Source organism: Streptomyces sp. NPDC040545 (assembly GCF_055595065.1).
Window position 1 is genome coordinate 596,510 of the sequence record NZ_JBVIWA010000001.1, and the last position, 12,196, is coordinate 608,705.

A 12,196-nucleotide genomic window follows, 5' to 3' on the forward strand; every position below is an offset into this window, starting at 1 on the left:
CGGTTCCTGCGGCGTCAGCCGCCCAGCGGCAGACCGCCCGGCAGACCGCCCGGCAGGACACCGGACGTCGGCAGCGAAGACGTCGGCAGCGAGGACACCGGCAGCTCCTGCGCCGTGGGGAGCCCGCCGAGCAGGCCCTGTGCGGTGCCGGCCACGTCGGAGGCGGGGGCCGGCAGGCTCTTGGTGGCGCTGCCGGCGGTCTCGACGGCGCCCGTGGCCGCGTCCGCCGTCGCGGCGGTGTCGGGGGCGGTGAGCTGGCCCAGCTGCGGCACGGACTCCAGACCGGCGGCGCTGGCCGCGCCGGCCGCACCGACCACGGGCGCTGCCCCGGCTGCGATCAGCAGCGCGGCACGGGCGATCCGGCGGGTCAGGGGGAGGGACATGTTGCTCCTAAGCGGTAGCGGCTGAGTACGCCGTGCTAACCGCTCCCGGGGCGGGTGGAGTTGCGGTGCCGGTGGGTAAAGGATCGGTAACGCATCGTTTAATCGGCTTCCGGGAAAAGCGCATTGGATGCGCGCCGACCAGGGCTTCCGTCCGATTCGGGGGTCCGTGTCCCGCTACCCGGATCCCCCCGCAGGGGTGATCACTCGCACGTGAGCCCGGGCGCCCCCGGTGTGTGCCCCGCCGCGGAGCGGATCAGCGGGCCATGAAGATCCGTACCTCGCCCGGGCCCGCGTTGTGGAGGTCCTTGGCGCCGTCCTTGGTCCCCGCGCCGCCCTTGTCCTGCCACCGTCCCCGGTTGGTGCCCGCGATCCAGCCGTGGCGGTCGTAGGACACCCGGGAGATGCCCATCGCCTTCGCGTTGGCCACCGCCCAGTGGGCCATGGACCGGCTGCGGCGGACCGCGGCCTCGTCGCCGGCCTTCTTCTCCGTCAGGGTGACCTCGGCCTCCGGGACCGTCCGGCCGCCGCCGGCGTTCCGGCCGGCCTGGCCGCCCTGCGGGGACATGGTGTGCATCCCGTCCTTGCCGAAGATCCGGATCAGGCCGGCCCGTACCTTCTCCGGGTCGCCGGGCCCGGTGGGCGCGGGCCCGCCGCAGTTCAGGGTGCCGCCGCCGGCGAAGGCCGCCGTCAGCACGGTCGCGTCGGGCTCGTGCTTCGCGTACGCCTGCGGGAACCCGCTGCGCTGCACCTTCTGCGCGGCCACCGTCAGCGGCAGGCGCGAGTACCCCGGCACGTCGACGAGGTGGTCGTAGAAGATCCCGGCCGAGTAGACCGGATCCCTGATCTGCTCCGGAGTGCCCCAGCCCATCGACGGCCGCTGCTGGAAGAGGCCCAGCGAGTCCCGGTCGCCGTGATCGAGATTGCGCAGCGCGGACTCCTGCATGGCGGTCGCCAGCGCGATGGTCACCGCCCGGTCGGGAAGGCCCTTGGCGACGCCGACGGCGGCTATCGTCGCCGCGTTCGCCGCCTGCTCGGGCGACATTTCGTACGTTTCAGAGGTTTCGTTCTCGCCGACCGGATCCGCGCTCGCCACGCAGAACGGGGCGCCGCCGCCACCGTTCGAATCGTGCTGCACGGCGAAGTACCCGATCACCGCGAGGAGAACGAGCAGGCCGACGACCGCCCGGAGCATCCGGCGGCGACGAGGACGGGGATCACGGGTCTCGGACACGCGGCCCACCGTACTTGAGGCATATGACGCGTCCACCGGCCGGACGTACGAGGCTTCGTCGCATCCCGGGGCGTTAGGGTCAGTTCCATGTCCGAATCCGAGCTGGACCTCACCCTGGACGCCGCCGAGCTGACCGCCCGGCTCGTCGATATTCCGTCCGTGAGCGGCGACGAAAAGGTCCTCGCCGACCTCGTGGAACACGCGTTGCGCGGCCTGGCGCACCTCACCGTGGACCGCTTCGGCAACAACGTCGTCGCCCGCACGGACCTCGGCCGCGCCGAGCGCGTCGTACTGGCCGGCCACCTCGACACCGTGCCGATCGCCGACAACGTCCCCTCCCGCCTCGACGAGAACGACGTGCTGTGGGGCTGCGGCACCACCGACATGAAGTCCGGTGTCGCCGTGCAGCTGCGCATCGCCGCGACCGTGCCCGAGCCGAACCGGGACCTCACCTTCGTCTTCTACGACCAGGAGGAGGTCGCCGCCGACCTCAACGGCCTCGGCAAGGTCGCGGCCGCCCACCCCGACTGGCTGACGGGAGACTTCGCGGTCCTGCTGGAACCCTCGGACGCCGAGGTCGAGGGCGGCTGCCAGGGCACCCTGCGCGTCCTGCTGCGCACCGCCGGCGAGCGCGCGCACTCCGCCCGCAGCTGGATGGGCTCCAACGCCATCCACTCGGCGAGCCCCATCCTCGCCCGCCTCGCGGCCTACGAGCCCCGCAAGCCGGTCATCGACGGCCTGGAGTACCACGAGGGCCTCAACGCGGTCCGCATCGAGGGCGGCGTCGCCAACAACGTCATCCCCGACGCGTGCACGGTGACCGTCAACTTCCGCTACGCCCCGGACCGCACCGAGGCTGAGGCGCTGGCCCACGTACGGGAGGTGTTCGCGGACTGCGACATCGCCGAATTCGTGGTCGACGACTCCTCGCCCGGCGCCCTCCCCGGCCTCTCCCACCCGGCCGCCAAGGCCTTCATGGAGGCGGTCGGCGGCCGCGCCATGCCCAAGTTCGGCTGGACGGACGTCTCCCGCTTCAGCGCCCTCGGAGTCCCGGCGGTCAACTACGGCCCGGGCGACGCCCTGCTGGCGCACAAGGTCGACGAACGCGTCGAGACGAAGGCGATCCTGCACTGCGAGGAACGACTGCGCGCCTGGCTGACCTCCTGAATTCCGCTTCTCGTCACCTTTGTGCGCCTACCCTGATCCAACGATCAGCAGGAGGGAGCACAGCATGGGCAACCACGGCAGTCCCGAGGGTTCCGCTCGTCGTCGGCCCGAGGAGCAGCAGCTCGGGCCGGTGCTGAGGAGGCGGAGCCAGGTGCAGGCGGGCAGTACGACGGACCAGCGGCTGCTGGATTCGGCGGGGCCCTCCGAGTGGGTGCACACCGATCCCTGGCGGGTCCTGCGCATCCAGTCGGAGTTCATCGAGGGCTTCGGCACGCTCGCCGAGCTGCCGCCCGCGATCAGTGTGTTCGGATCGGCCCGTACGCCGGAGGGCTCGCCCGAGTACGACGCGGGCGTGCGGATCGGCAGCGCGCTGGTCGACGCCGGCTTCGCGGTGATCACCGGCGGCGGTCCGGGTGCGATGGAGGCGGCCAACAAGGGCGCCCGCGAGGCGAACGGCGTCTCGGTCGGCCTCGGCATCGAGCTGCCCTTCGAGCAGGGGCTCAACCAGCACGTCGATCTCGGCCTGAACTTCCGGTACTTCTTCGTCCGCAAGACGATGTTCGTGAAGTACAGCCAGGGCTTCGTCGTCCTGCCGGGCGGCCTGGGCACGCTGGACGAGCTGTTCGAGGCGCTGACCCTGGTCCAGACCCAGAAGATCACCCGCTTCCCGATCGTGCTGTTCGGCACGGAGTACTGGAGCGGCCTGATCGACTGGCTGCGGGGCACCGTGATCGCCCAGGGCAAGGCCTCGGAGAGGGACCTCTACCTGTTCCACGTCACCGACGACGTGGACGAGGCGATCGCGCTGGTGACGAAGGAAGTCGGCAAGTAGGCGAAGGGCCCGGGCCGCATCCGGCCCGGGCCCGGAAGGCCTCAGGCCAGGCCGCGGCGGGCTACCGCCGGGGGGCGGTGGCCCTGGATGGAGCGGACCATGTCCAGGATCTGGCGGGTCTCCGCGACCTCGTGGACGCGGTAGACCTGCGCGCCCAGCCAGGCCGAGACGGCCGTCGTCGCCAAAGTGCCCAGCAGGCGTTCCTTGACCGGCTTGTCGAGGGTCTCGCCGACGAAGTCCTTGTTGGACAGGGAGACCAGCACCGGCCAGCCCGTCGCCGTCATCTCGTCCAGCCGGCGCGTGGCCTCCAGCGAGTGCCGGGTGTTCTTCCCGAAGTCGTGTCCGGGGTCGATCATGATCGCGTCCCGGCGGACGCCCAGCGCCGCCGCCCGCTCCGCCAGCCCGACCGTCACGCGCAGCACGTCCTCCATGACGTCCTCGTACGCGATCCGGTGCGGCCGGGTGCGCGGTTCCACCCCGCCCGCGTGGGTGCAGACCAGGCCCACGCCGTACCGCGCGGCGACCTCCGCGAGCTTGGGGTCCACCCCGCCCCAGGCGTCGTTGAGGACATCGGCCCCGGCCTCGCACACCGCCTCGCCCACCTCGTGCCGCCAGGTGTCCACGCTGATCACCACGTCCGGGTGGCGGCGCCGGACCTCGGCCACGAAGCCGACGGTGCGCCGCGCCTCCTCGGCCGCGTCCACGTGCTCGCCCGGGCCCGCCTTGACCCCGCCGATGTCGATGATCGCGGCGCCCTCGGCGATCGCGTGCTCGACCCGGTCCAGCGCCGGCTCGTCGCGGAACGTCGCGCCCTGGTCGTAGAAGGAGTCCGGAGTCCGGTTCACGATGGCCATGATCACCGGCTCGTGGGTGTCGAACTCGCGCCTGCCCAGTCGCAGCATCCTGCTCTTTCCTCCTTCGGCGGCCCTTGCGCCTCGCCTGCGACCTTAACCTGGTGGCCGGAGTCTCTCAGGGGAGTTGATCGTGTTCTTCTTCTTGATGATCGCGCTGGTCGTGGTCGTGGCAGCGGTCACCCTGGCGGTGATCGGCGGCGGCTCGGAGGCCGTCCTGCCGGAAGCGGAGCCGGACCGGGTCGCGGACGGGCTGCCGGAGACGCGGCCCGTCGTACGGGCCGACATCGACGCGCTGCGGCTGCCGGTCGCCCCGCGCGGGTACCGGATGGCCGAGGTGGACGACGTACTGGAGCGGCTCGCGGCCGAACTGGCCGAGCGGGACGCGCGGATCGCGCAGCTGACGGCCGCGGCGGCACCCGCCGCCCCGGCGGACGCGCCCGGGCACGTCGACCTCAGCAAGGGCGGCGAGCGGTGAGCGGTTCGGTGGCGGGTGCGGACGGGCTGCTGCGCTGTCCGTGGGGGCTGTCCACGCCGGACTACGTCATCTACCACGACACCGAGTGGGGCCGTCCGGTGCACGGGGACGACGCCCTCTACGAACGGCTGTGCCTGGAGGCGTTCCAGTCGGGGCTGTCCTGGATCACGATCCTGCGGCGCCGCGAGGGATTCCGTAAGGCCTTCGCGGACTTCTCGATCGCGGCGGTCGCGGAGTTCGACGACCGCGACGCGGAGCGGCTGCTGGCCGACGAGGGGATCATCCGCAACCGGGCCAAGATCGAGGCGACCCTGGCCAACGCGAAGGTCCTCGCCGGGTGGGAGCCGGGCGAGCTGGACACGCTGATCTGGTCCCACGCCCCCGAGGAACCGGGACCGGCCCCGCTCACGGTCACCGAGGTCCCGGCGGTCACGCCCGGATCCACCGCCCTCGCCAAGGCCCTGAAGAAGGCCGGCATCCGCTTCGTCGGCCCCACGACGGCCTACGCCCTGATGCAGGCCTGCGGGCTGGTCAACGACCACCTGGCCGACTGCGTCTCCCGCGACCCGGCCTGAGCCCGGCCGGGTCGCGGCACGCGCGTCAGCGGCCGAGGTACTTCGGCGGCTGCTTCGCGAGGAAGGCCTGGACGGCGATGGAGTGGTCCTCGGAGGCCCCCGCACGGGTCTGGAGGGTGTCCTCGTGGGCCAGGGCCTCGGAGAGCGTGTGGGAGGCCCCGTAGGCCAGGGACTCCTTCAGCGCGGCGTAGGCGACCGTCGGGCCGGCGGCCAGCGTGCGGGCCACGGCCTCCGCTTCGGCGTGCAGGGAGTCCGCGGGCACGAGCCGGTTGACGATGCCGAGCTCGTACGCCTCCTGGGCCTTGACCGACCGCGGGAACAGCAGCAGGTCCGAGGCGCGGGAGGCGCCGATGAGGCGGGGGAGGGTCCACGAGACCCCGGAGTCGGCGGTCAGCGCCACCCCGGCGAACGAGGTGTTGAAGGAGGCGGTGTCGGCGACGACCCGGAAGTCGGCCGCCAGCGCGAAGCCGAAGCCCGCCCCGGCCGCGACGCCGTTCACGCCGGCCACCACGGGCTTCGGCATCTCGGTGAGCGCCCGCACGATGGGGTTGTAGTGGTCGGCCACCGTGGTCATGGTCAGCGAGGTGCCGCTCTCGCGGTCCGAGGCGAGGTTCCCGATGTGCTCCTTGAGGTCCTGGCCCACGCAGAAGGCCCGGTTCCCGGCCGCGGTGAGCAGTACGGCCCGTACGGCGGTGTCGGCGGCCGCCGCCTGGACCGCGTCGCGCAGGGCGACCTTGGCCTCGGTGTTCATCGCGTTCATCGCGTCCGGGCGGTTGATCGTGATGGTGGCGAGTCCGTCGGTCACTTCGTAGAGCACGCTGTCGGCCATGGCAGGGGGTCCCCCTTCGTCGCGGGCTTGGCTACCGGTCGGTACTGTCCGGTACAGAGGTCAGCATGGCGGACCGGACGTGGCGCGCACATGTGATGTGCGTCAAAGAAAGCCGGTGCCGCTTCCCGGGTGCGGCGGCGAAGTATCGCAGGCGGATCCCCGAAATGAGTGGTTTTGGTCGAGCGCGTTGCCCAAGCGTTCCCATGCGATGTTGGTCATCGGGTCCTGACATGCGGGATAATGGCTGGGAAGCAATGTGTTCGATGCCGGGTATTAGGCGCCTGAATGGGGCCGTCGGCTGACGATGAGCTGGTTTCAGGAAGGGGAACGAGCATGGCGGCCATGAAGCCGCGGACGGGCGACGGCCCGCTCGAGGTCACCAAGGAGGGGCGGGGCATCGTCATGCGCGTACCGCTCGAGGGCGGCGGTCGGCTTGTCGTCGAGCTGACCCCTGATGAGGCGGACGCCCTGGGTGACGCCCTGAAGAAGGTCGTCGGCTGACCCCACGGGGGACACCGACAGCACTTCCACCTTCTGCTTTTCCGCATTCTCTGCGCTGCCCCGACCGCGAACCCGCGGCCGGGGCAGCGTTGTGTCGTCACCCCGCCCGCCCGCCCGCCCGCGCTGCCGCCTTCGCCGACTGCGAGGCCCGCCGGCGGCTCAGCGGCGCACGGCGCACAGCAGCCCGTCGCCCACCGGGAGCAGCGCGGCCTCCAGCGCGGGGCTCTCGCGGACGCTGCGCAGCAGCTCGCGGACGCGCAGCACCTCCACCGGCTGGGCCGCGGAGTCGACCGTGCGGCCGTCGGAGAAGACCCCCTCGAAGCACACCAGTCCGCCGGGGCGCAGCAGCCGCAACGATTCGGCGAGGTAGTCGAGGGACTCGGAGGGGTCCCCGTCGCAGAAGACGAGGTCGTATCCGCCGTCGGCGAGTCGCGGGAGCACGTCGAGCGCGCGGCCGGGGATGAAGCGGGCGCGGTTGCCCGCGAAGCCCGCGGCGCGGAAGGCCTGGCGGGCGAAAGCCTGCCGGTCGGCCTCGGGATCCACCGTGGTCAGCACCCCGTCGGGGCGCATTCCGTGCAGCAGGTGGATGCCTGAGACGCCCGTTCCGGTGCCGATCTCGGCGACCGCCTTGGCGTCCGCGGTGGCGGCCAGCAGGCGCAGCGCGGCCCCGGTACCGGGGGAGACGGACCTCAGGCCCGCTTCCCTGGACCGGTCGCGGGCCCATCGCAGAGCGTCGTCCTCGGCGACAAACGCGTCGGCGAACGCCCAGCTCGTCTGCCGGTTGCCGGTAATGACCCTCTCCTGTCCCCATAGTTGGCGCAACGGTGACTGTATCCGTTGACGTCGGGAACCCGCAGATGGGACCGGGCGTTGTGCAGGGTGGAGGCGGGATGAGAAGGGACGGTGCCGGGCAGATCGGCGGCCAGGACCGCTCCAGGGCTTAAGCCTCGCGTAAAGATACTGCAAAAACGCTTATCCGGAGCTGACAGAGGGGGTGGCTATGGTAGGGACTCCACTGGACACCACCAGAGCCGACAGGGGAGGTGCGGCTGCGCCTGTGGATCGTGGGGGCGTACTGAGACGCCTCTTCTGGTCGGCGGGTGAGCCGAAATCCGTGACCTACATTGCTGACCGCTTCCACACCGCCGACGCCGCAACCACCGCGACCTTTGCCGCCGATGCGGGCTCCCAGGCGTGGACCCCTCCTTCATGGGAGGAGATCGTCAGCACGCACAGCGCGCGGGTCTACCGCCTTGCCTACCGTCTGACGGGTAACCAGCACGACGCCGAGGACCTGACGCAGGAAGTCTTCGTCCGCGTCTTCCGCTCGCTGTCCACCTACACCCCCGGCACCTTCGAGGGCTGGCTGCACCGCATCACCACGAACCTGTTCCTGGACATGGTGCGCCGCAAGCAGCGGATCCGCTTCGACGCGCTCGGCGACGACGCCGCCGACCGGCTGCCGAGCCGTGAGCCGTCCCCGCAGCAGGTCCTGCACGACACCCACTTCGACGCGGATGTGCAGCAGGCGCTGGACACCCTCGCCCCCGAGTTCCGCGCGGCCGTGGTGCTGTGCGACATCGAGGGCCTGTCGTACGAGGAGATCGCCGCGACGCTCGGCGTGAAGCTGGGCACCGTGCGCAGCCGTATCCACCGCGGCCGTTCGCACCTGCGCAAGGCGCTCAAGCACCGGTCCCCGCAGGCCCGTGCCGAGCAGCGCGCGCTGGCGGGAGTGGCGATGGGCGCCCCCGGCGCCGGGGGAGAGGGCGGAGCCGAGTGAGCGACGTCAGTCCGTCACCCGCCGAACAGCACCTGGGCGACCGGCTTGCCGCCCTGGTGGACGGCGAGCTGAAACACGACGCCCGCGACCGGGTCCTGGCCCATCTGGCGACCTGCGCCAGGTGCAAGGCCGAGGCCGATGCGCAGCGGCGTCTGAAGACCATGTTCGTGGAGAGCGCGCCGCCGCCGCTGTCCGCGGGGCTGCTGGCGCGGTTGCAGGGGCTGCCGGGCGGCAGCCTCGACGATCCGTCCGGTCCTGCCGGTCCTGCCGGTCCCGGCCGTCCCGCCGACCCGGCACGCGGTGCGAGGGCCGATCCCTTCGACGCGTTCGCGTACGGGCTGCCCGTCGCCGCCCGGCCGCGGCCGCAGGAGGGCTTCCGCATCCACGAAGTGGGCCGTCCGCGCCGCAGGTTCGCCTTCGTCGCAGCCGGAGCCGTTTCGCTGGCCGCCCTCGCGCTCGGCGGCGCCCTGCCGCTGGAGGTGGACCCGAACCTGCGGGGTGATTCCCCGGCCCCGGCCTCCAGGCCCGGTCCTGCCCTGCCCGTGGCCGATCAGGGGGCCCGTGACCGGCTGCCCAGCCCCGAGGCCGTCCCGACCCTCCTGTCGGCCGTGGCGACCCCGCTGCCGCCGCTCCAGCCCTCCCCGCAATACCCGGCACGCCCGGTCTCCCTGCTGCGCTGACGCGGGACCTGGTTGAATCTGCGGCACATGCGCATAGGTACGCGGGGAGCGCCCATGGCCGACAGGCAGCAGACCGACCCGGCTCCGCAGTGGTGGAGCCGGCCCGAGGGGACGACCGAGGAGGGCCGCCGCGAAGCGGTTCCCGCGCCGCGGCCCGGAACCGGGGGCGAGGAGCCCGTACAGGACGCGGCCCCCGCCCCGGCCCCCGACGTGTCCGCCACGGACGCGCCGGGCTCGGACCTGTCTGCCCCGGACGAGCCGGTCCCGACCCAGGACGTGCCGGCCGCCGTCCCCGCGGTGCGGTACGACCCCTGGGGCGCCGAGCCGTTGCAGGTCGTGGACCGGGGCCGGACGCCCCGCGGGATCCGGCTGTGGCAGGTGGTGGCCATCAGCCTCGGAACGGCCCTGCTCGCCGGCGGGACCGGCGGCTACCTCGGCGTGCTCGCCGAGCGGCAGAGCGGCACCCGGCTGGAGCTCCCCCAGGCGGCCGCCGCCACCGACCGGGGCCGGGCCCCCGAGAGCGTGGCCGGGATCGCGGCCACCGCACTGCCCGGCGTGGTGACCCTGCACGTGCGGGGCACCAAGGGCAGCGGTACGGGTACCGGCTTCGTGCTCGACCAGCAGGGGCACATCCTGACCAACAACCACGTGGTGGCCGACTCCCAGGAGATAACGGTCACCTTCAGCACCGGCGAGAGCGTCACCGCCGAGCTGGTCGGCCGAGACTCCGGCTACGACCTGGCCGTGGTCAAGGTCAGCGGGGTGCGCGGACTCCGGCCGCTGAGCCTGGGCAACTCCGACAACGTGGAGGTCGGCGACCCGGTGGTGGCCATCGGCGCGCCCTTCGACCTGTCGAACACCGTCACCGCCGGCATCATCAGCGCCACCGGCCGGCCCGTCACCGCGGGCGGCGACAAGGGCGACGGCAGCGACATCAGCTACGTCGACGCGCTGCAGACCGACGCCCCCATCAACCCGGGGAACTCCGGCGGGCCGCTCCTCGACGCGAAGGCCCACGTGGTCGGCATCAACAGCGCGATCCGCGGCGCCGACAAGGAAGATCCCACCCGGCAGGGCGGCTCCATCGGGCTCGGCTTCGCCATCCCCGTCAACCAGGGCAAGCGCGTCGCCGAGGAGATCATCCGCACCGGCCGCGCCACGCACCCGGTCATCGGGGTCACCCTCGACATGGACTACTCGGGCGACGGCGCCCGGGTCGGGGACAAGGGCGAGGACGGCAAGCCGTCCGTCGTCGCCGGCGGCCCGGGCGCGCGCGCCGGGATCCGGGCCGGGGACGTGATCACCAAGGTGGACGGCCAGCGGGTCCGCGGCGGCGACGAGCTGATCATCAAGATCCGCGCCCACCGCCCGGGCGACCCGCTGACCCTCACCGTGCTCCGCGACGGCCGCGAAAGCACCCTGAAAGTGGTCCTCGGATCGGCGAACGGCTCATGAGCGCGGGATGACGGGCGGGTGAAACCGCCGCGGAGGCGGTACGGAGGTATGGGCCCGTGGACAACGCCGGGTACCGTGTGTCGGGGCCCGAAGTGAGAGAGAGCCGAGGAGCGGCAAGGTGTTCAACGACATAGGCGCACTCGAACTTGTCACGATCGTGGTGCTCGGCATCCTCGTCTTCGGACCGGACAAGCTGCCCAAGGTCATTCAGGATGTCACGGGCTTCATCCGGAAGGTCCGGGCGTTCTCGGACAGCGCGAAGAACGACATCCGCTCCGAACTCGGCCCGGAATTCAAGGATTTCGAATTCGAGGACCTGAATCCGAAGACCTTCATCCGCAAGCAGCTGACCGAGAACGAGGACCTCAAGGAGATCCGCACCAGCTTCGATCTCCGCAAGGAGCTCAGCGACGTCTCCGATGCCGTGAAGAGCTCGGAGGCCGGTGCCGCCCCGGCCGCGGCCGCCACGCCCGCCGTGACCGGCCCGGACCTGCTGAAGAAGCCCGCCGCCCCCGCCCCGGAGGAGCGCTCGCGCTTCGACGCCGACGCCACCTGACGCGCGGCCTGCCCGGCGATCCGCGGTCGGATGGCTATCCTCCATCTGTCCGGATCGCAGGACGCCCGAGGGAGGGGGTCCCCCCAGCACAGCGAGGGGGAGGGCCGTTCCGGACCCCACGGAACGAGAGGCCGCCCAGATGGAGACGACGAGCAGCAGCCGGGTAGGGGCGCAGACCGCGGAGGCCCCCGCCGCCGCAGACGCGCCCGCCCAGGAGCCGGATACCGGCCCGCACAGTGATACGCAGCCACAGGAAGCCCCTGCGCCCGTACCGGCGGCCCGCCGGACGGCCGAGGGGTTCCTGGCGGCCGACTTCCCCTGGTACGGGCTGGACGGGGCCTTCACCGGCCCCCGCTGGCTCATGCAGGTCGGCACCGCAGCCGACGGCACGGTGGAGCACGGCTCCACGGGCCACGGTGACGAGCCCTCCGCCCGGGGCGAGATCGCCACCGGTGAGAAGGAGCGCTTCGCGGTGGTCATCACCGTGGCGAGCAACCCGCTGCGCCGCAGCAGCGACGGCACCGGCGTCCTGGAGGCCACCTCGGTCGCCTCGGCGGCCTGGCTGGCCGGCTCCGGACTGCTGGCGTACAGCTGGCCCGGACAGATGGACCACTCGCTGCGCGACGACTGGCTCGACCAGCAGACCGAAGCCGCGTGGGAGCTGGCGGACGACCTGGCCGGTGAGGACTGGTCGACGCTGTCGCTGCCGGTGGACGGGGAGCCGACGCCGTTCCACTACCGCGAGTCGGAGTTCGGGTGGGTGCTGGCCGGCTCCACCGGGAGCGGGGTCCACCTGGGCGCGTACGGCCGCGGGATGAGCGCGTACGGGCTCGGCTTCTCCGCGATCGAGGACCTCGGCTCGTACCAGTAGCGGGTCA

15 protein-coding genes are annotated in these 12,196 nt (G+C 72.2%); 10 read left to right on the plus strand and 5 right to left on the minus strand.

Annotated features, from left to right (window positions below):
- Positions 1 to 14 precede the first annotated feature (14 nt).
- Positions 15 to 383, minus strand: coding sequence for an ATP-binding protein (locus tag ACZ573_RS02900; RefSeq protein ID WP_471298154.1), 369 nt, complete (start codon positions 381 to 383; stop codon positions 15 to 17).
- A gap of 253 nt (positions 384 to 636) precedes the next feature.
- A complete protein-coding gene (locus tag ACZ573_RS02905) occupies positions 637 to 1,614 on the minus strand; it encodes a hypothetical protein (protein WP_471298157.1) in 978 nt (325 codons plus the stop codon).
- 87 nt (positions 1,615 to 1,701) lie between these two features.
- Here ACZ573_RS02905 and dapE point away from each other — a divergent pair, with 87 nt between their 5' ends.
- A complete protein-coding gene (dapE, locus tag ACZ573_RS02910) occupies positions 1,702 to 2,781 on the plus strand; it encodes a succinyl-diaminopimelate desuccinylase (protein ID WP_471298160.1) in 1,080 nt (359 codons plus the stop codon).
- 64 nt (positions 2,782 to 2,845) lie between these two features.
- Positions 2,846 to 3,613 carry an LOG family protein gene (locus tag ACZ573_RS02915; protein WP_471298163.1) on the plus strand — a complete coding sequence of 256 codons (768 nt, stop codon included), beginning with the start codon at positions 2,846 to 2,848 and terminating at the stop codon, positions 3,611 to 3,613.
- A gap of 41 nt (positions 3,614 to 3,654) precedes the next feature.
- Here the strand turns inward: ACZ573_RS02915 and folP are convergent, their stop codons facing one another.
- Complete coding sequence (gene folP / locus ACZ573_RS02920; RefSeq protein ID WP_471298166.1) at positions 3,655 to 4,515, minus strand: dihydropteroate synthase; 861 nt, start codon at positions 4,513 to 4,515, stop codon at positions 3,655 to 3,657.
- 76 nt (positions 4,516 to 4,591) lie between these two features.
- Between folP and ACZ573_RS02925 the strand changes: the two genes are divergently transcribed.
- Complete coding sequence (locus tag ACZ573_RS02925; protein ID WP_471298169.1) at positions 4,592 to 4,942, plus strand: DivIVA domain-containing protein; 351 nt, start codon at positions 4,592 to 4,594, stop codon at positions 4,940 to 4,942.
- The gene (locus ACZ573_RS02930) at positions 4,939 to 5,517 is read left to right on the plus strand and encodes a DNA-3-methyladenine glycosylase I (protein ID WP_471298172.1); all 579 of its coding nucleotides are present in this window, start codon (positions 4,939 to 4,941) and stop codon (positions 5,515 to 5,517) included. Before ACZ573_RS02925 ends, ACZ573_RS02930 begins: the two co-directional genes overlap by 4 nt.
- A gap of 25 nt (positions 5,518 to 5,542) precedes the next feature.
- On the opposite strand, the gene chcB is transcribed toward ACZ573_RS02930, so the two are convergent.
- Positions 5,543 to 6,346, minus strand: coding sequence for a 2-cyclohexenylcarbonyl CoA isomerase (chcB, locus tag ACZ573_RS02935; RefSeq protein WP_471298175.1), 804 nt, complete (start codon positions 6,344 to 6,346; stop codon positions 5,543 to 5,545).
- Between the two features lie 333 nt (positions 6,347 to 6,679).
- Between chcB and ACZ573_RS02940 the strand changes: the two genes are divergently transcribed.
- On the plus strand, positions 6,680 to 6,847 hold the full coding sequence (locus tag ACZ573_RS02940; protein ID WP_003966491.1) for a DUF3117 domain-containing protein: 168 nt from the start codon (positions 6,680 to 6,682) through the stop codon (positions 6,845 to 6,847).
- Positions 6,848 to 7,006: 159 nt separating this feature from the next.
- Here ACZ573_RS02940 and ACZ573_RS02945 read toward each other — a convergent pair whose 3' ends face one another.
- A complete protein-coding gene (locus ACZ573_RS02945) occupies positions 7,007 to 7,669 on the minus strand; it encodes an O-methyltransferase (RefSeq protein ID WP_030385883.1) in 663 nt (220 codons plus the stop codon).
- Between the two features lie 178 nt (positions 7,670 to 7,847).
- On the opposite strand from ACZ573_RS02945, the gene sigE reads away from it, so the two are divergent.
- The 5 genes from sigE (at position 7,848) to ACZ573_RS02970 (ending at position 12,189) form a co-directional block, all read left to right on the plus strand.
- Positions 7,848 to 8,627: an RNA polymerase sigma factor SigE gene (gene sigE, locus ACZ573_RS02950; RefSeq protein WP_199810289.1), complete on the plus strand. Its 780-nt coding sequence runs from the start codon at positions 7,848 to 7,850 to the stop codon at positions 8,625 to 8,627.
- Entirely contained in the window at positions 8,624 to 9,307 is a 684-nt protein-coding gene (locus ACZ573_RS02955; protein ID WP_471298179.1) for a zf-HC2 domain-containing protein, read from the plus strand. The genes sigE and ACZ573_RS02955 overlap by 4 nt, the downstream gene beginning before the upstream one ends.
- A gap of 54 nt (positions 9,308 to 9,361) precedes the next feature.
- A complete protein-coding gene (locus ACZ573_RS02960; RefSeq protein ID WP_471298182.1) occupies positions 9,362 to 10,762 on the plus strand; it encodes a S1C family serine protease in 1,401 nt (466 codons plus the stop codon).
- A 118-nt stretch (positions 10,763 to 10,880) separates the two neighbouring features.
- A complete protein-coding gene (locus ACZ573_RS02965) occupies positions 10,881 to 11,318 on the plus strand; it encodes a sec-independent translocase (RefSeq protein ID WP_471298185.1) in 438 nt (145 codons plus the stop codon).
- A 139-nt stretch (positions 11,319 to 11,457) separates the two neighbouring features.
- Positions 11,458 to 12,189 (plus strand): hypothetical protein, encoded by a 732-nt coding sequence (locus ACZ573_RS02970; protein ID WP_471298188.1) that lies wholly within the window; start codon positions 11,458 to 11,460, stop codon positions 12,187 to 12,189.
- Positions 12,190 to 12,196: the final 7 nt, after the last annotated feature.